At 74.1% G+C, this 17,427-nt stretch carries 17 protein-coding genes; 7 read left to right on the top strand and 10 right to left on the bottom strand.

Annotated features, from left to right (window positions below; genetic code table 11):
- Positions 1–44 precede the first annotated feature (44 nt).
- From ACZ4M5_RS22775 to kbpA, 3 genes are all read right to left on the bottom strand, one after another.
- A complete protein-coding gene (locus ACZ4M5_RS22775; RefSeq protein ID WP_467739579.1) occupies positions 45–635 on the bottom strand; it encodes a hypothetical protein in 591 nt (196 codons plus the stop codon).
- Between the two features lie 172 nt (positions 636–807).
- Entirely contained in the window at positions 808–3,183 is a 2,376-nt protein-coding gene (gene afsK / locus ACZ4M5_RS22770) for a protein serine/threonine kinase AfsK (RefSeq protein WP_467739577.1), read from the bottom strand.
- Between the two features lie 192 nt (positions 3,184–3,375).
- Positions 3,376–4,098, bottom strand: a complete 723-nt coding sequence (kbpA, locus tag ACZ4M5_RS22765; protein WP_467739575.1) for an AfsK-binding protein KbpA — start codon at positions 4,096–4,098, stop codon at positions 3,376–3,378.
- A 134-nt stretch (positions 4,099–4,232) separates the two neighbouring features.
- Between kbpA and ACZ4M5_RS22760 the strand changes: the two genes are divergently transcribed.
- From ACZ4M5_RS22760 to ACZ4M5_RS22750, 3 genes are all read left to right on the top strand, one after another.
- Complete coding sequence (locus tag ACZ4M5_RS22760) at positions 4,233–4,865, top strand: TetR family transcriptional regulator (RefSeq protein ID WP_467739876.1); 633 nt, start codon at positions 4,233–4,235, stop codon at positions 4,863–4,865.
- A gap of 148 nt (positions 4,866–5,013) precedes the next feature.
- On the top strand, positions 5,014–5,439 hold the full coding sequence (locus ACZ4M5_RS22755) for a pyridoxamine 5'-phosphate oxidase family protein (RefSeq protein WP_467739573.1): 426 nt from the start codon (positions 5,014–5,016) through the stop codon (positions 5,437–5,439).
- 77 nt (positions 5,440–5,516) lie between these two features.
- Entirely contained in the window at positions 5,517–6,197 is a 681-nt protein-coding gene (locus tag ACZ4M5_RS22750; protein ID WP_467739571.1) for a pyridoxine/pyridoxamine 5'-phosphate oxidase, read from the top strand.
- Between the two features lie 31 nt (positions 6,198–6,228).
- Here ACZ4M5_RS22750 and ACZ4M5_RS22745 read toward each other — a convergent pair whose 3' ends face one another.
- From ACZ4M5_RS22745 to ACZ4M5_RS22735, 3 genes are all read right to left on the bottom strand, one after another.
- Positions 6,229–7,110, bottom strand: a complete 882-nt coding sequence (locus tag ACZ4M5_RS22745; RefSeq protein ID WP_467739569.1) for a GNAT family N-acetyltransferase — start codon at positions 7,108–7,110, stop codon at positions 6,229–6,231.
- 52 nt (positions 7,111–7,162) lie between these two features.
- Positions 7,163–7,381: a DUF4287 domain-containing protein gene (locus tag ACZ4M5_RS22740; protein WP_467739567.1), complete on the bottom strand. Its 219-nt coding sequence runs from the start codon at positions 7,379–7,381 to the stop codon at positions 7,163–7,165.
- Between the two features lie 81 nt (positions 7,382–7,462).
- Positions 7,463–8,089, bottom strand: coding sequence for a GNAT family N-acetyltransferase (locus tag ACZ4M5_RS22735; protein WP_467739565.1), 627 nt, complete (start codon positions 8,087–8,089; stop codon positions 7,463–7,465).
- Positions 8,090–8,329: 240 nt separating this feature from the next.
- On the opposite strand from ACZ4M5_RS22735, the gene ACZ4M5_RS22730 reads away from it, so the two are divergent.
- Positions 8,330–9,538 (top strand): flavin-containing monooxygenase, encoded by a 1,209-nt coding sequence (locus tag ACZ4M5_RS22730; protein ID WP_467739563.1) that lies wholly within the window; start codon positions 8,330–8,332, stop codon positions 9,536–9,538.
- A 184-nt stretch (positions 9,539–9,722) separates the two neighbouring features.
- Here the strand turns inward: ACZ4M5_RS22730 and ACZ4M5_RS22725 are convergent, their stop codons facing one another.
- Complete coding sequence (locus ACZ4M5_RS22725; RefSeq protein WP_467739561.1) at positions 9,723–11,027, bottom strand: MFS transporter; 1,305 nt, start codon at positions 11,025–11,027, stop codon at positions 9,723–9,725.
- A gap of 71 nt (positions 11,028–11,098) precedes the next feature.
- Here ACZ4M5_RS22725 and ACZ4M5_RS22720 point away from each other — a divergent pair, with 71 nt between their 5' ends.
- Positions 11,099–12,139, top strand: coding sequence for a GlxA family transcriptional regulator (locus tag ACZ4M5_RS22720; protein WP_467739559.1), 1,041 nt, complete (start codon positions 11,099–11,101; stop codon positions 12,137–12,139).
- Between the two features lie 580 nt (positions 12,140–12,719).
- Here the strand turns inward: ACZ4M5_RS22720 and ACZ4M5_RS22715 are convergent.
- The 3 genes from ACZ4M5_RS22715 to ACZ4M5_RS22705 form a co-directional block, all read right to left on the bottom strand.
- Positions 12,720–13,208, bottom strand: a complete 489-nt coding sequence (locus tag ACZ4M5_RS22715; RefSeq protein WP_467739875.1) for an ATP-binding protein — start codon at positions 13,206–13,208, stop codon at positions 12,720–12,722.
- Positions 13,209–14,096: 888 nt separating this feature from the next.
- Positions 14,097–14,609 carry an EF-hand domain-containing protein gene (locus ACZ4M5_RS22710; protein ID WP_467739557.1) on the bottom strand — a complete coding sequence of 171 codons (513 nt, stop codon included), beginning with the start codon at positions 14,607–14,609 and terminating at the stop codon, positions 14,097–14,099.
- A 165-nt stretch (positions 14,610–14,774) separates the two neighbouring features.
- Positions 14,775–15,155 (bottom strand): STAS domain-containing protein, encoded by a 381-nt coding sequence (locus ACZ4M5_RS22705; RefSeq protein ID WP_467739555.1) that lies wholly within the window; start codon positions 15,153–15,155, stop codon positions 14,775–14,777.
- A 360-nt stretch (positions 15,156–15,515) separates the two neighbouring features.
- Between ACZ4M5_RS22705 and ACZ4M5_RS22700 the strand changes: the two genes are divergently transcribed.
- Together ACZ4M5_RS22700 and ACZ4M5_RS22695 are read left to right on the top strand one after the other, a co-directional pair.
- A complete protein-coding gene (locus tag ACZ4M5_RS22700) occupies positions 15,516–16,097 on the top strand; it encodes a sigma-70 family RNA polymerase sigma factor (RefSeq protein ID WP_467739553.1) in 582 nt (193 codons plus the stop codon).
- Positions 16,094–17,422, top strand: a complete 1,329-nt coding sequence (locus ACZ4M5_RS22695; RefSeq protein ID WP_467739551.1) for a maleylpyruvate isomerase N-terminal domain-containing protein — start codon at positions 16,094–16,096, stop codon at positions 17,420–17,422. Before ACZ4M5_RS22700 ends, ACZ4M5_RS22695 begins: the two co-directional genes overlap by 4 nt.
- Positions 17,423–17,427 lie beyond the last annotated feature (5 nt).

Genomic DNA, 17,427 nt, shown 5'->3' with positions numbered 1-17,427 from the left:
GCTCGTCGCACCCGGCGGGGCGTTCACCCCGGTTCCGTGGGTGCTCAGTCGTCGACGAGGGCCTGGCGGTCGACCCTGCAGTCGGCGACCGAGTCCACCAGGTCCGCGTCCACCTCGACCCGGACGGTCGCCTCGCCGGTGCCGCGCACCGTGACGTCCGTCGACCCGGTCATGAGGGAGTCGCCGCTGTCGTCGGCGAAGGTGACCCAGACGGTGAACGTGGCCTTGCGGCCGTTGGGGTTGCTCACCTCGACGGTCGCGTACGGGGTGGACGGTGTCGCGCAGCTCACCAGGCGCGCCGTGCCGTCCTCCAGGTCCCCGCCGGAGCCGGGCGAAGAGGTGGGCGTGGAACGGTAGCCGGGCCGTCGGGCGGAGGAACCGCCGCCGCTCGTCCCGTAGTCGTCGTCATCGTCGTACGTGTCGTCGGAGCCGTAGGAGCCGCCCGAGCCGTACGCGCCGCCCGAAGTGGACGAGCTCGAACTGTCGTGGTCCTGGCTGGAGCTGCTGCACCCGCCGCCGCCTCCGTCACCGCCGTGACCGCCGCCGCGGCCCCGGCCCGAGGAGAAGCCGGTCAGTGCCAGCACCACCAGAGCCGACACCGCTGTGTACCTGAGCGCACGCCCCCGAATTCGCATGACGGACAGCCTAGTGATCGCCTGTCACGGTCATGTCACCGCCTGGCGACCGGGCCGTACCCGGCGTAGCGTCGGGCGTGGAGCCGGTGCACCCGCCGTCTCCCGCAGAGCGGCGGCCGCCGTCCGGAGCCCCTTCCGTACACCGGTGCGACGGCCGTCCCCCGGGCCGGTGTCAGGCCGTGCGGGCCGTTCCGGTGCCCTTCTCCGCGTCCAGCGCGTACACGCAGCGGTCCTTGCTGCACGCGTACACCACCCCGTCCCGCACCACCGGGGAACCGGTGATCTCGCCGCCCGTGGCGAGCTTCCAGCGCAGCCGGCCGTCGTCGGCCTTGAGGGTGTAGAGCAGGTGGTCGGTGGAACCGAAGTGGATCCGGCCCTCGGCGACCGAGGGGGCGCCGACGATGTCGCCGCCCGCCTGGAAGCGCCACTTGGGCGTGCCGGTGACCGCGTCGAGGGTGTAGAGGCCCTTGCCGCTGCCCACGTGGACATGGCCGGCGGCGACCAGGACCGGCTCGACGGAGGCACGGGACTCGGTGGCGATGCGCCAGCGGTCGCGGCCGTCGGTGGCGTCGAGGGCGTAGACCGTGCCGAGGTAGTCGGCGAGGTAGACGCCGCCGCCGGTGACGGCCGGGCCGGGGACGAAGGCGGGCGGGCAGAGGAAGACGGCCGGCGCCTCGAAGTGCCACTTCACGTGCCCGGCCGCCACGTCGAGGGCGAGGACGCGGGTGCCGGCGCTCACGTACACGTACCCGTCGGTGCCCGGGGCGATCCGCACCGGGACGCCGCCGCAGGAGGCCGCGTCGCCGATCGGGTACGACCAGCGCTCGTCGCCGGTGCGGGCGTCCAGGGCGCGCAGCCGGGCGTCCTGCCAGACGTAGACCGTGCCGTCGTGCAGGGCGGGTCCGGCCTCGGGGGACTCGAAGTCGCTCTGGCAGCCGGTGGTCTCCCACAGCTTCTGCCCGGTGGAGGCCTCCCAGCCCTGGACGCCGCCGCCGCGGGTGCCGGTGACGACGGTGCCGCGCTCGGCCTTCAAGGAGTAGACCCAAGCGTCGGTCTGCAGCCGCCACAGGTCGGCGCCCTCACGGGCGTCCAGGGCGAACAGCGTGGGGCCGTCGGAGGCGTGGATGCGGTGGTCGGCGACCGCCATGGACCAGGCGACGTCGCGGGTCTTGAAGCGGCGGCGGCCCGTGGCCACGTCCAGGGCGTGCACCTCGAAGGAAGTGACGTAGACGAGGTCGCCCGCGACGGAGGGGGTGCCCCAGACGTCGTTGGACATGCGGAAGCGCCAGGGCCGCCAGCCGCCGGCCTGCTCGGGCGGTGCCGCCGGGGCCGGAGGCGCGGCGACGGCGGGACCCACGGCCGGGTCCGTGCCGTTGACGCCGGGGCGGGGCTTGGACCAGGAGGCGGCGAGGGCCGCCTCCGGAGGGGGCGCCTGCACGGCCGCGGCGCGGACGTCGGCGACGCGCGGGCCCGGGCCGATGGGCACCTGGGCGCCGGCGAGCCGGACGGGGCCGGTGTCCGGGGCGCCGACGGGGGCGGGCACCGGCGCGGGGGACGGCACGACCGGGTCGTGCGACGGCGGCGGCGGGATGGGCGCGGGGCCCGGGGCCGGGCGTCCGCCGCCGCGGCCGGCGGCGGGCCTGCCGGCCGGGCGGCCGTTGCGCCGGGACTCGATCAGGCCGACGGCCCGCTCGGGCAGCCACGCGGAGGCCGTGCCGCTGTCGTCGGAGCCGGAGCCGAACAGGTGCGGGGCGAGCTGGGCCTGCAGGTCGGCGGGGTTGGGGCGGGCCGTGGGGTCCATCTGCATACAGGACTCGATGAGCGGACGCAGCTCGTCGGGGAGCCCTTCCAGGTCCGGCCCCTCGCGCAGCAGCATGAAGACCGTCTCGACCGGGTTGGCCCCGTGGAAGGGCGGGTGCCCGGTGGCGGCGAAGACCAGCATCGAGCCGAGCGAGAACACATCGCTGGCGCCGGTGACGCTGCGGGAGTCCTTGGCCTGCTCGGGTGACATGTAGGCGGGGGTGCCGACGGCGACGTTGGTCATCGTCAGACGGGTGTTCGACACGCCGGACGCGATACCGAAGTCGATCACGCGGGGGCCGTCCTCGACGACGAGGACGTTCGAGGGCTTGAGGTCGCGGTGCACCAGCCCGGCCCCGTGGATCGACTGCAGCGCCTCGGCCACACCCGCGGCCAGCCAGCGCACCGCCTGGGCCGGCAGCGGCCCGCAGTCGTTCACTATCTCCTCGAGGGAGGGCGCCGGGACGTACGCGGTGGCCAGCCAGGGCACGGCGGCACGGGGATCGGCGTCCACGACGGCGGCCGTGTAGAAGCCGGAGACCGCCCGGGCGGCCTCCACCTCGCGGGTGAAGCGGACCCGGAACAGCTGGTCCTCGGCCAGCTCCGTCCGGACGGTCTTGATCGCCACGCGCCGGCCCGACGCCGAGCGCGCGAGATAGACCAGCCCCATGCCGCCGGCACCCAGCCGTCCCAGCACCTCGAACGGCCCGATCCGCCGCGGATCGTGCTGCGTCAGCTGATCCACCACTCTGCCTGCCACCTCCCCGTACGAGCCGCGCCAAGCCACATCTTCCACGCGACCCCGTGCAGCGTCTCACCACCGCACCGCCATGGCGGCACGCACCCCGATTCTTCCTGGCCCGGGCCGCGGTGGCGAACCCGGTGACCATTGGGATGTGTCCGAACGTACGCCATCAAATGCGGACCAATCGCTGCCGGGTCAGCGGTGCAGCAGAGCGAACGACGCCCCCTGGTCGTCGGTCACGACGGCGACGGTGCCGTAGGAGGTGCGGAAGGGCGGGGCCTGGACGCGTCCGCCGAGGCGGGTCACGTCCTCCAGTGCGGCCGGCACGTCCTCGACGGCGAAGTGCACGAGGAAGTGGGGCGGCATCTCGGCCGGGAAGACGTCGGTGACGGGCGCGCGACCGACGTCCGGTTCGGCGTCCGGCCCGAACAGGGCCTCGTGGAAGAGGTCGCCGTAGAAGGCGTTGGCCGCCTCGGTGTCCCGGGTGTACAGCTCGGTCCAGGCGAACGTCCCGGGCTCGTGCCGCGCGCCGAAGCCGGGGTGCTCACCGGGCTGCCACAGGGCGAAGACGGCACCCTCCGGGTCGGTGACCAGCGCCGCGACACCGAGGTCACCGGCCGGCACCGGCGCCGAGACGACCTGCCCGCCCGCCTCCCGCACCCGCCGGGCCAGGGCCGCCGCGTCGGGAGTGGCGAAGTACACCGTCCACACGGAGGGCAGCCGGCCGTCCATCTTGCGGACCAGCCCGGCCACGGGCTCGCCGCCCTTCAGCGCCCGCGCGAACGGGCCGAACCAGTCCTCGAAGGTCCATCCGAAGAGGTCCCCGTAGAACCGCTTGCCCGCCTCGACGTCGGGGAGCTGCGCGTCCACCCAGCAGGGGACGCCCTCCGCGTACACCGATGCCCTGTTTTCGGCCATGTCGCCAACGTAACCGGGTCGGCCGCAGCCCGCAGACCAGGCACACCGGCCTCCGAATCGTCGCGCACCCCATTTGCAGTCGGCCGAATAGCGCCCCGATCACGCGTCGGTAAGCTGACGGCATGACAGGACAAGTGCGTACCGTCGACGGCCGCGTGGCCGGCCGGCGTGGGCAGGCGACCCGGCAGAAGCTGCTCGACTGCCTCAGCGAGATGCTCAGCTCCTCCCCTTACCGGGACGTCAAAGTCATCGATGTCGCACGCAAGGCGGGCACTTCGCCCGCGACGTTCTACCAGTACTTCCCGGACGTCGAGGGCGCGGTCCTGGAGATCGCCGAGCAAATGGCCGCCGAGAGCGCCTCGTTGACCGAGCTGCTGGAGGGCCGCTCCTGGGCGGGGAAGGCCGGCTGGCAGACGGCGCAGGAACTCGTCGACGGGTTCCTGGAGTTCTGGCGGCAGAACGACGCGATCCTCCGGGTGGTGGACCTGGGTGCCGCCGAGGGCGACAAGCGCTTCTCCAAGCTCCGCGCGAAGATCCTCAACTCGGTCAACGCCTCTCTCGCGGGTGCCGTCACGGAGTTGCAGTCCAAGGGCCGCGTCGACAAGGACGTGAACCCGGCGGCCATGGCCGGTTCGCTGGTCGCGATGCTCGCGGCCGTGGCGTCCCACCAGAAGGGCTTCTCCCCCGGCGTGAAGCAGGCCGACCTGAAGCCCAACCTCTCCCTGCTGGTGTACCTGGGGGTCACGGGCCGCAAGCCGACGAAGTAGCCGGCGACGGCACGCACACCTGTCACGTCCTGTCTGGCGGGCGGCGGTTCACTCCGGTGGACCGCCGCCCGCCGTCGTCTCCGGGAACAGCCGCTCCCCGCACGGGCGTTGCCCCGGTTACCGAGCTTCCTGCCCGAAGGAGACCGCGATGGCCCTGACCCGCGAAGAGCGCGAACAGTTCCTGGCCGAGCCGCACGTCGCCGCGCTGGCGGTCGACGCGGGCCCGGACCGTGCCCCGCTCACCGTGCCGATCTGGTACGGGTACGAACCCGGCGGAGAGGTCTGGATCATGACCGGCCTGGACTCGCGCAAGAACGAACTGATCGGCGCCGCGGGCCGGTTCTCCCTGCTGGTGGACCGGCTGGAGCCCACCATCCGGTACGTGTCGGTGGAGGGGCCGGTGCTCGGCACGGCCCCCGCGACGCGCGAACAGCTGCGGGAGATCTCGGCCCGCTACCTGCCGGCCGACAAGGTCGACGGCTACGTGGACTTCGCCTGGAAGAACCACGGGGAACAGGTGGTCGTGCGGATGCGGCCGGAGCGCTGGGTCTCCTCGGACCTCGGCCAGGTCTGACACCGGCCTCCACCGGCTTCGAGGAAGCGGTCGGGCCTCGGCGGGCCCGCCGGGGCCCGCCGGGTGAGAATCGGGGGATGGCATCCGATCTCCACGAGCTGCTGCGGACCCTGCGGGTCTGGGATCCGCAGGTCACCGCGCTTGCACCCTTCGACCCGGACACCGCGCCCGCCACCCCGCTGCCGCTGTTCGCCGAGTGGTTCGCTGCGGCGGTGTCGGCCGGCCAGACCGAGCCGCACACCATGTCCCTGGCGACCTCGGACGCCTCGGGCCTGCCCGACGTGCGGATCGTGATGCTGCACGGCGCGGACGCCGACGGCTGGTCGTTCGCCTCGCACGACGGCAGCCGCAAGGGCCGCCAGCTCGCCGCCCGGCCGTATGCCGCGCTCGGCTTCTACTGGCCGGTGCTCGGCCGGCAGGTCCGGGTGCGCGGGCCCGTGTCGGCGGCGCCGTCCGAGGACGCCCAGGGCGACCTCCACGCCCGTTCCACGGGGGCGCTGGCGGCGGCGCTGACCGGGCACCAGAGCGAGGTCCTGCCGTCCCTGGACGAGCTGGCCGGGGCCTCGGAAGCGGCGTGGGAGCGGGCCGCCGCGGACCCGGCGGCCCCCGTCCCGTCCTGGACCCTCTACCGGCTGCGCCCGGAGGAGGTCGAGTTCTTCCAGGGGGACGAGCGGCGCCGGCACGTCCGCCTGCGCTACCGGCGCGAGGACCCGGAGGGACGGCGGGAGTCCTGGGCGCGCGAGCTGCTCTGGCCGTGACAGGCCCGCGGCACACGACCGCGCGTCGCCGTCAGGTGAAGTCGTACACCGCGAAGTCCGCGACCGGGCGGTAGCCGAGCCGCTGGTAGAGCCCGTTGCTGGTCGGGTTGGCCAGGTCCGTGAAGAGAACCACCTCGGCCGCGCCCGAGGCCAGGGCGGTCCGGCCGACCTCGCTGGTCACGGCACCGGCGTAGCCCCGGCCGCGCAGGGGGGCGGGGGTGTAGACGGTCGCGACCCGCACCTGCCCGGCGACCCGGGGCGTGACCCCGGCCATGGCGACGGGCGTCCCGTCCGGGGTCTCCCAGAGGGTGACGCCACCCTCGCTGATCCGGGCGTCCGCCCACTCGGCGGCTCCGCGCACGGTGCCCAGCCCGACGGCCGCGGCGAACTCGTCGTGCCAGCGCATGAGCAGCTCGCGGTCGGCCTCGCCGGCGACGCGGGGCGCACCGGGCGGCGCGGGGTCCGGCACGGCCGGAGTGCCGAGGCGGTAGAGCCGCTGGCGCTGGCGGAGCCGGGCCGTGACACCCGTGTGCCGCTGCCACGCCCCCGCGAAGGCCTCGGCGGTGTCGCGGTCGGCGTTCACCCCGGGCAGGCGCTGCCCGAGGCGGGCCAGCCGGGCGGCGAGGGCCTCGGCGTCCTCGGGGGCGAGGCCGGTGACGTTCAGCCAGTGCGGCGGGGTGCGGAAGAAGGCCGCCCGGACCTGCCCGTCGCGCTCCAGCAGCCCGAACTCCGGTGCACCCGCCCCGTACACGTCCGGTCCCCGTGTGCGCAGCGTCTCCGTGACCGTCAGCGGGACGGTGTGCAGCGCGGGCTGCGAGCGCAGGAACTCCCCGGCGCGGGCGAGGAAGTCCTCCAGGTCCCGGGTGGTGTGCCAGGTGCCGGCCCCGGCGGCGGTGTCCGTGTGGGTGTCCATGCCTCATGGTGCCGCCGGGCCGCCTCGCGGCGCCCGCGTATTTCCGCCCGGCTCAGCCCTGCTTCTTCGCGTCCTCGGCGAGGGTGTGGGCCACCAGCGCGTTGGCGTGGCCGTGCCCCAGGCCGTGTTCGGTCTTCAGCCAGCCGACCAGTTCCATGTGCCGGGTCAGCTCGGAGGAGCGGATGAGCTGCTGCCATGCGGCCACCGGCCGGCCGTACTTCTTCTCGATGGCGGGGAAGTAGCTCGCCGGGCCCTTCACGGGTGCGGTCATCTCGGGTGTCCCTTCGTGTGCGGTCACCGGATACGACCGGCGGCCCGCCCGGCGCTCATCGGCCGGCGCCGGTGACCCGCGTCACACGTCACCGTCCGGTCGCGTTCCGTCTGCTTTCCCCGCTGCCCCCGGGTCGGGGTCCGTGGCCAGCCGGGCATGCAGATGGGCGTCCCGGAACGCGTCGTGCCGGCCCTCCTCGAAGATCGCCCCGCGCAGGGTTCCCTCGTAGGCGAATCCACAACGCTCGGCGATCCGGCACGACGCCTCGTGGCCGACGGCATGGTCCAACTCGAGTCGGTGCAACCGCAGTTCCGTGAACGCCCAGCGCGCCGCGAGCAGCAGGGCCCGGGTCGCGACGCCCCGGCCGCGGGCCTCGGGCAGGACCCAGTAGCCGACGCGGGCGAACCGCAGGTGGTACTTGATCTCGTTGACGCCGATGTGGCCGAGCACGGTACCGCTGTGCGCGTCCGCGATCCGGAACGACAGCGAGGTGCCCTCCGCCGCGCTCTGCTCGCGCGCCAGCAGGGACTCCCGGGCGCTCCTGCGGTCCGTGACCGGCCGCAGCGGCGTGTTCCACCTCCGGAACTCCGGGTCCCGCAGCCCGCGCAGCCAGAGGTCCACGTCGGAGCCGGAACCCGGGTCCCAGGGGCGCAAGTGCAGGCCGTGGCCGCTCAGTTCGGGCAGTGCGTGGTCACGTGTGGGGGCCATGGGACCATTCAAGCGCGTGGGACCCGCGGGCACCCGCCCCGTGACGTGGAGAGGGCCTCACGACCGGGTTCCCCACCGCGACCGAACCGCAGAGGTCCTTGGAATCGGTCACCCGGCCGCCACAACCGGGCCGGATGCGCCATCGGCCCCACCCGCTCCCCCCACAGGCGTGATCAATCCGAAACCAATTCCGGTCTTGACCGAGACCCATCAAGCGGGTCCGTGATTACGCTCGCGCTCATGGCCGACTCCTCACCCCCCACCCACTCCTCCGCGCAGCCCGCGCCGCCCGACCGCCCCGTCTACGTCGTCGGAGGCGGCCCCGGCGGGCTCGCCGCCGCGTACGCGCTGCGCGCCCGGGGCGTGCGGGCCGTCGTCCTGGAGAAGTCCGACCGGGTCGGAGCGTCCTGGCGCCGCCACTACGACCGGCTGCACCTGCACACCACCCGCCGGCTGTCCGCCCTGCCCGGCCTGCCGATGCCCCGCCGGTTCGGCCGCTGGGTGTCCCGCGACGACGTGGTGCGCTACCTGGAGAAGTACGCCGAGCACCACCGCCTGGAGATCGTCACCGGCGTGGAGGTCTCCCGCATCGAACGCGCCCCCGACGGCACGGGCTGGCTGCTGCACGCCACCGGCGGCCGTGAGCTGACCGGCGCCGCGGTGGTCGTCGCGACCGGCTTCAACCACACCCCGCGCGTGCCCTCCTGGCCGGGCCGCGCGTCCTGGCCCGGGGAGTTCCTGCACGCCGGGCAGTACCGCAACGGCAAGCCCTACGCCGGCCGGGACGTCCTCGTGGTCGGCGTCGGCAACACCGGGGCCGAGATCGCCGTGGACCTGGTGGAGAGCGGTGCCGCCCGGGTCAGGCTGGCCGTGCGCACCGTTCCGCACATCGTGCGCCGGTCGACCGCCGGGTGGGCCGCCCAGTACAGCGGCGTCCTGGTCCGCCGCCTGCCGGTCGGTCTCGTCGACCGGATCAGCCGGATGCAGGCCAAGGTGGCCGTGCCCGACCTGTCGGCCCACGGCCTGCCGCGCCCCGACACGGGCCTGTACAGCCGCGTCAAGCAGGGGGCGATCCCGGTGCAGGACGTCGGGCTGATCGACGCGGTGCGCAAGGGCAGGGTCGAGATCGTCGCCGCCGTGGACGGCTTCGAGGAGGACGGCGGCGTGCTGCTGGCCGACGGCTCGCGGATCGCCCCGGACACCGTGATCGCCGCCACGGGGTACGTCCGCGCCCTGGAGGACCTGGTCGGGCACCTCGACGTGCTGGACGCCCGCGGCAGACCGGTCGCGCACGGTCCCCGCGCCCCGAGGACCGCACCCGGCCTCTACTTCACCGGCTTCACCAACCCGATCAGCGGCAACCTCCGCGAGATGGCGATCGACGCGGTGCGCATCGCGAAGGCCGTCGCGCGGAACGAGGCGGGCCGGGCCGCCCGCCTCCCGAACTGACACGCCACCCGGGACGACCCGCGCGAGGGAGCAGCCGGTCGACCGCCGACGACACCGACCCGGAACCGCCCGAGGACCCGGAACCCCTCGAACACGCCCTACTGCAGCCGGTCCGAGGAGGCGAGCAGCCGGCCCGCCGGTCCCGGGCGGTGAGCCGTCACCGCGTCCCGCGGCCGGGGGTTCCTCAGACCGCCGCCGGCAGGGCCGTCGGCGTGCCGCGGCGGATCACCAGCGCCATCAGCGCCGCCGCCGCGCACAGCGCCCCCGAGGCGTACCAGACCACGTCGTACGAGCCGAACGCGTCGCGCGCGACCCCGCCCAGGAAGGCGACCAGGGCCGCGCCGACCTGGTGGGAGGCGAGGACCCAGCCGAAGACGATGGCGCTGTCCTCGCCGTACCGCTCGCGGCACAGGGCGAGGGTGGGCGGGACGGTGGCGACCCAGTCGAGGCCGTAGAAGACGATGAAGAACACCATCGGCGGGTGGACGCTCGGCCCCAGCAGGAGCGGCAGGAACATCAGGGACACGCCGCGCAGGGCGTAGTAGACGGCCAGCAGGCGGCGCGGCTCGAAGCGGTCCGTGAACCAGCCGGAGGCGATCGTGCCGACGACGTCGAAGACGCCGATGACCGCGAGCAGGGAGGCGGCGGCCGTCACGGGCATGTGGTGGTCGTGGGCGGCGGGGATGAAGTGGGTCTGGATCAGGCCGTTGGTGGAGGCACCGCAGATCGCGAAGGTACCGGCGAGCAGCCAGAACGGGCCGGTGCGCGCGGCCGAGAACAGCACGGTCACGGCCCGCCGGGCGGCCCCGGCGACGGGCGCCGGCTTGGGGACGAACTCCACCGACCCGTACGGCTTGTGGTCCACGTCGGCCGGGTGGTCGTGCAGCAGCAGCCACACGAACGGCACGACCGCCAGCGCGGCGAGGGCCACCGTCACGGCCGCCGGCCGCCAGTCGTGGCGGTCGATGATCCACGACAGCAACGGCAGGAAGATCAGCTGCCCGGAGGCGGACGCGGCGGTGAGGATGCCGCTGACGAGACCGCGGCGGGTGGTGAACCAGCGGTTGGTGACGGTCGCCGCGAAGGCCAGCGCCATGGAGCCCGACCCGAGGCCGACCAGCAGGCCCCAGCACAGCATCAGTTGCCAGGCCGCCGTCATCCACACGGTCAGGCCGGAGCCCAGCGCGATCAGCGTGAGGGCGACCGCGACGACCCGGCGGATGCCGAACCGGTCCATCAGGGCCGCCGCGAAGGGGGCCGTCAGACCGTAGAGCGCGAGATTGACGGAGACGGCGGCGCCGATCGTGCCGCGCGACCAGTCGAACTCCGCGTGCAGCGGGTCGATCAGCAGACCCGGCACGGAACGGAAGGCGGCGGCACCGATGATCGTCACGAAGGTGACGGCGGCGACGAACCAGGCGCGGTGCACGCGGTGACGGCGGGGCTTCGGCGGCTGCTCGACGGCCGCTGCTTCGGTTGTCTGGCTCACGTCATAGAGCTTCGGGCCCCCGCCGCCCCGCAGCGAGTGGCCCGAGGGACAGCATTCGCTAGGATCGGGCCATGACGCCGTCCAGTGCAGCACCCGGACCCCAGGCGGAGCCCGGCTTCCGCCCCCACCGTGTCGTCGTCCTCGCGCTCGACGGGCTGCTCCCCTTCGAACTGGGCATCCCCCACCGCATCTTCGGCCGCCCCCGGGACGACCGCGGACGGCATCTGTACGAGGTCGTGACCTGCTCGGTCCGGCCGCCCGGCCCGGTCGAGACCGACGCCGACTTCGCCGTCCACGTCCCGCACGGCCCGGAGGCCCTGGCCACGGCCGACACGGTGATCGTCCCGGCGTCGTACGCGCTGGGCCCGGTCTACGACGAGGGCGTGCTGACCGAGGAGCTCGCCGCCGCGCTGGCCCGGATCCGGCCGGGCACCCGGCTGGCCTCGATCTGCAACGGCGCCCACGTCCTGGCCGCCGCCGGCTACCTCGACGGGCGCCGCGCCACCACCCACTGGGCCGACGCCGACCATCTGCAGCGGCTGTTCCCGCAGGTGGAGGTGGATGCGGACGTGCTGTTCATCGACGACGGCGACGTGCTGACCTCGGCGGGCGTCGCGGCCGGCATCGACCTGTGCCTGCACATGGTGCGCCGCGACCACGGCGCCGCCGTCGCCAACGAGGTGGCCCGCCGCACGGTCGTGCCGCCGCACCGCGACGGCGGACAGGCGCAGTACATCGAGCGGCCGGTGCCCGATCCGCAGCAGGCGTCCACCACCACCGCGCGGGCCTGGGCCCTGGGCCGTCTCCACGAGCCGATCCAGCTGCGCGACATGGCCGCGCAGGAGTCCATGTCGGTGCGCACCTTCACCCGCCGCTTCCGTGAGGAGACCGGCGTCAGCCCCGGTCAGTGGCTCACCCAGCAGCGGGTGGAACGGGCCCGCCACCTCCTGGAGTCCACCGACCGCTCCGTCGACCAGGTGGCCCGGGAGGCCGGCTTCGGCACGGCCCAGTCGATGCGCCAGCACCTCCAGGCGGCGCTCGGCGTCACCCCGACCGCCTACCGCCGCACCTTCCGCGCCCAGAACCCGGCGCCCGCCGCCCCCGCGACCTGAGCACCGGCGGCGGCCGGCCCGGACCCCGCCACCGTCACGCACGGACCCCGCCCGCCGTCCACAGCCTGTGGACAACTTTTCGGAGGGACGGCACCGCCCCCTGTGGAGGTGCCGGCGCCGCACCGCCCTCTGTGGAGGTGGCGACTCCGCGCTGCCCCCCTGTGGAGGTGGCGGCGCCGCGCTGCTCGCCCCGAGCACGGCAGCGCGCGCCACCCCCGACTCCGGCGCTCCCACCCCCGGCTTCCAGGACCTGACGGAAACCGACGCCGAATTCACGACTCGCGCTCGCCGAGGACCGCCACCACCGGGGCCCTCGCCGTCCCCTCACGGCGAATCGATGCCCACCAGCGTGATCAGCCGGTCACGAGCAGTCAACTGCCGATCGGCGATATGCCCCTTGTGCGGCTTTCACTGCGGGCGCGCACGGAAGCACGGCCCGGCGCACCCTCGTGCGTCCTGGGGAAACCGGCCGGCTCGGCATGCGCCCGTGCCCCCGCTCCGCCGCACGACCGCGCGGCATGTGCCCCGGCACCAGGCGCCGTCCACCGGCCGGCCGCCCGGCGGGGGCGGGACCCGGGACCTACACGGCCTCGTACGCCGCCAGCCCGTCGAAGGCGGCCTCGCCGGCGCCGCCGTACACCATCGCGCCACCCGGGCACGAGGCCGTGACGTCGCGAGCCGCGGCGCAACGGTCCACCTCGCACCAGATGCGCTTGCCGCCGGCCTCGACACTCCAGCCCCAGCGGTCCGCGAGCCCGTCGACGAGGGCCAGGCCCCGGCCGCCGGTCGCCTCGTCACCCGCACACCGGGGCACGGGGGCCCGGCCGCTGCGGTCGGCGACCTCGAGCCGGACGGTGGCCTCGTCCGTCACCACGGGCGGCAGGGAGAGCAGCAGCAGGGCGGGGCGGCCGGTGTGCAGCACGGCATTGGTGACGAGCTCGGAGACGAGCAGGATCAGCGTCTCGGCGAGCGGCTCATCGGCCTGTATGCCCGACCCGGCCAGGCGCGAGCGGGCCCACCGTCGCGCCCGCCCCACTTCTGCGGGGTCGGGCCGGATCTCCAGCTGCACTTGAAGCACCTGCACCGCTCACACCATCCGAACCGGCGGACACTTAGGCTCGCGCCTCACGAGGGCCACGATCGTAGCCATTTTCTGCATGGCCAGAACAACGGCCGGGACATGGATCACGGAATGTGAATCCCTTGTGGGACAGCATGGTTGACGTACAGTCACCCCAACAAGCGCTTCGGGCATATTCCAGCGCGAAGGAGTACCCCTGCGGCATACTGTGCGACGCTCCTCAGGGGCAGTCGAACATGCGGCGCCACCGGGTCCCACCGCGCTCAGAGCCACTCGCATCTCACCCAAGGTACCGGAGGGGCCGTCGACTCCGAGGGGTGACGGGACAAGCGGGAGGACACAGAGCGGTATCAACGCTCCGTGATCACGCAGTGCCACGATCCGCGACACACTCCGGGGCCGGCGTGCCCGACAGTGCAGTCAGGCGGCCGGTCGGGCTCCTTCGGCGCCGGACGGCATCCGGACGGGCCGTCACCGTGTGTCACCGTGCGCCTGCGAGGCGTTCGAACCCGTATGCGGCCGGGAAGGCGCCGCGGCTCGGACTGCCAGGTGAGGACCATGGCGCGCGGCGAGCGGTGACGGCGGCGAGTGCCGCGCACGACGGGTGCGCCGGAGCGGGGCGCGGGAGGGCGGGGCCGGTCCGGCGGGTGGGCGGCAGCCACCGCGGGGGCGTCACGCACCCCGTCACGGGACGCGGCCGGGCGGCACCGCGCACGGGCCCACCACCGCCGGGAGCGCGTCGGCGCGAGGGCTGAACTGCTCGCGCGGCCGGGCGTGTTGCCCGGCGGGCGTCGAACACGGCTTCTCACGCCGTCAGTTCTGCCGGAAGCCGGGGGACGACCTTCCGCGGGGAACGCCCCGCGGAAGGCGCAGCACCTACTCGGGCACGGTGAAGTAGCGGGCGAAGGCAGGCACGACCTCGGCCTCCCCGACCTTGCCGTCGTCGTCCGTGTCCAGCGCTCCGGCCGCGCGGCCGGCCAGGTCCTCGGGAACGCCGAGGCACTTCAGCACCCGGGCGGCTTCGTCGACCGTCGCCGTGCCGTCACCGTCGGTGCCGGCGACGGCCAGGGCCGCGTGCAGGAACGGCCGGGCGATCTCGGCGAATCGGTCGGGGTTGTCGCGCAGGCGCTTGACCGCGCCGTTGACGAACTCCTCACGCGTGATGCGCTGGTCGCCGTCGCGGTCCGCGATCCCGGCCATGCCCTGCCAGAAGGCCTCCGCGCCGCCGTACAGCGCCTGCCCCTTGTCGGAGCGGGCCGCCACGGCGAACTCGCCGAGGAGCGCCTTGGCCGCCCCGTAGAAGTCCTCGCGGTCGATGTAGCCGTTGCCGTCCTGGTCGAAGCCGGCGAACCGGTCGGCGATCCTGCGCTCGTACTCGCTGCTGACCATGTCTGTTTCTGGCCGCCTTACGTCGGGTGGGGTACGTCTGGGTCGGAGCGTACGACGGAGGGGACTGTCCGGGCGCGGGAAAGCGTCACTTGTGCCCGGACCGGGGGCGATCCGGAACGGATGTGTGGCCGGACCGCGACAGTCGGTCCGGTGCGACGCCGCCGCTCAGGCGGAGAGGGGCTCGCCCTCGTCGCCGAGGGCCGCGTCCAGGTCGGCGTAGACGTCGAAGAGCCTGCGCACGCCCAGCGCCCCGAGGACGCGGTTGACGTGGGAGCCGTCCGCCGCACCGCGGGCGGGCAGCACGAGGCGCAGCCGGCCCTGGCAGGAGCGGATCAGCCGGCGGACGGCGATCAGCACGCCGACGCCGCTGGAGTCGCAGAAGAACACCTCGGACAGGTCGAGGACAAGACAGTGGTGCCCTTCGGCCACTACGTCGTGCACACGCTGCCGCAGCACCGGTGACGTCACCAGGTCCAGTTCGCCCGACACCAGGAGCACGGACCATTCGCCCTGCTCACCGTCGGTCACTTTGAAGGTCACCACCACGCCCCTCGCTCGCCCGAACGGAAGCAGTCCCTACGCTTCCTTGCTGCGCGGCTGCCCAGCGGCCGTTCCCTGAAACGCGGGCCGCAAAACTGATCCCTCGGGGAAGAGGCCGGATCCAGTCGACTTCGATCCTGTTCGATCCCCTTCGACCGGTCTGCCCGGAGGGGGGTGGGTAGGCGCGAGGCCGACCACACACGGTGCACGCGCCGGTGGTCCTCTACCACCTGCGGCTCGCCAGGGGGCGCACATTGGCACAAAGGGGCGTGCGCCACCGTACGTGCCGACTACATTCGAGGAGACGTCGGGCACAGGCTGGACGGGGAACGGACGCGAAGGACGAGCAGGGGGTGACGGAGCCGCATGGCCGAAAAGGACGTACCGCCTCGCTGGGACCGCAAGATGCAGCAGCGGCTGGCCCGCGGGGAGGCCGCCGCCCTGGGGGAGCTGTACGACCGCTTCGCCTCCCTCGTGCACGGCCTCGCCCACCGCGTCCTGGGCGACGAACGCGCCGCCGACGGCATCACCCGCGAGGTCTTCGTGCACGTCTGGGAGCACCCCGACTCCTACGACCCCCGCAAGGGCCCGCTGCGCACCTGGGTGGCGACCCTGACCCACCGGCTCGCGCTGCAGCGGCTGCGCGCCACCGAGACCGCCGCCCTGGCCCGCGACGGCGCGGGCAGCGCGGAGGAACTGGAGCTCAGGGTGCGCAGCGCCTCGGTCGCCGCCCGGGCCGACTACATCGTCCAGTCCATGCCGGTCCCGCTGCGCTCGGCCCTGGAACGGGCCTACTTCCAGCGCCGGGACTACCGTCAGACCGCGGCCGACCTCGGCATCACCGAGGACGAGGCCCGCCGCCGCCTGCGCCTGGGCCTGCAACTGCTGTCCACGGCCCATGACACACAGGCCCCGGGCGCACCGCCCGGATACGGGGGTGCGGTGTGAACGGCCCGGACCGCTTCGAGGCGTACGACGGCCAGGACGGCCCTGACGGGGAGGACGGCCACGGGCACGACGACCGGGACACCGGGCCCGAAACCGGACAGGACCCGGCCCGGCAGCCCCGGATACCGCTGCCCCGGGCGTCCGTCGAGGACGGCGACGCGCCCCTGCCCGCACCGGCGGACCCCGGCGAGGCCCTCCTCCCGCCGCCCCGCCCCGTGTTCGAGCACGCCGTGCTGAAGTCCCTGCTGGGCGCGTGGGCGCTGGCCGCGTGCTCGGCCGACGAGGCGACGGCCGTCGAGGAACACCTCGGTGCCTGCGGCGGGTGCGCGGACGAGGCGCGGCGGCTGCGCGAGGCGGTCGGGCTGCTGCAGCGCCCGGACAGCCTCGACCTCGACCCGGGCCTGCGCACCCGTGTCCTGCAGACCTGCCTGGAGCGCCGCCCGCCCCGCATCCCCGTGCCCGAGTGGGCCGCCGCCTACGACGCCGAGACCGCGCGCCTGGACGCCCTGTTGCAGGACTTCGGCGACGCCGAGTGGCACGCCCCCGTGCGGCTGCGCTGGTTCCGCTCCGACGAGTCGACGAGCCGCCGCACCACCGTCGCCGGGGTGATCGCGCACCTGCTCAGCGTCGACGGCATGGTGGCGGTCGCGCTCGGCCTGGACGACCCGCTGGGCGAGGTCCCCGCGCAGCGCCCGACCCCGTCGGCCCGCACGGAGGCGTACTGGCGCGCCTCCCACTTCCCGCCCACGCGCGCCGTGCGCGGCCCCTGGCGCGAGCAGAGCCACCACCTGGTCCGCACGGTGTCCTTCACGGGCGGCGGCGCGGGCCGGATGCCGATCTCCTACGGGGAGTTCGAACTTCCCCTGCACGACGCGATGCTCGACCGGGCCTTCGAGTGCTGGGTGCACGCCGAGGACATCGCGGACGCGGTGGACTACCCCTACGACCCGCCCGCGCCGCGCCATCTGCACCGCATGATCGACCTCGCCGCGCGCATGCTGCCGACGGCTCTGGCCCACCGCCGCCGCACCGGTCTCGCCGCTCCGGCTCCGCACCGGCACCTGGTCGCGGCGGGCGAGCCGGGCCGCAGTCTCCGCCTGGAGATCGAGGGTTCGGGCGGGGGCGAGTGGCTGATTCCCCTCGACTCCCCCGCGGCCAAGGGATCCGCCGAGCACGAGGTGGCCCATGTGGCCCTGGACGGCGTCGAGTTCTGCCGCCTGGCCGCCGGCCACGTGCCCCCGCAGGAGGCGGCGGCCGGCCAGGTGGGAGACAGGCAGGCGATCAGGGACGTGCTGTTCGCGGCGGCGTCACTGAGCAGGATGTAGCGTCC

It is taken from the genome of Streptomyces sp. NPDC026246 (assembly GCF_055567995.1).
This window is presented reverse-complemented; position numbering and strand designations above follow the sequence as displayed.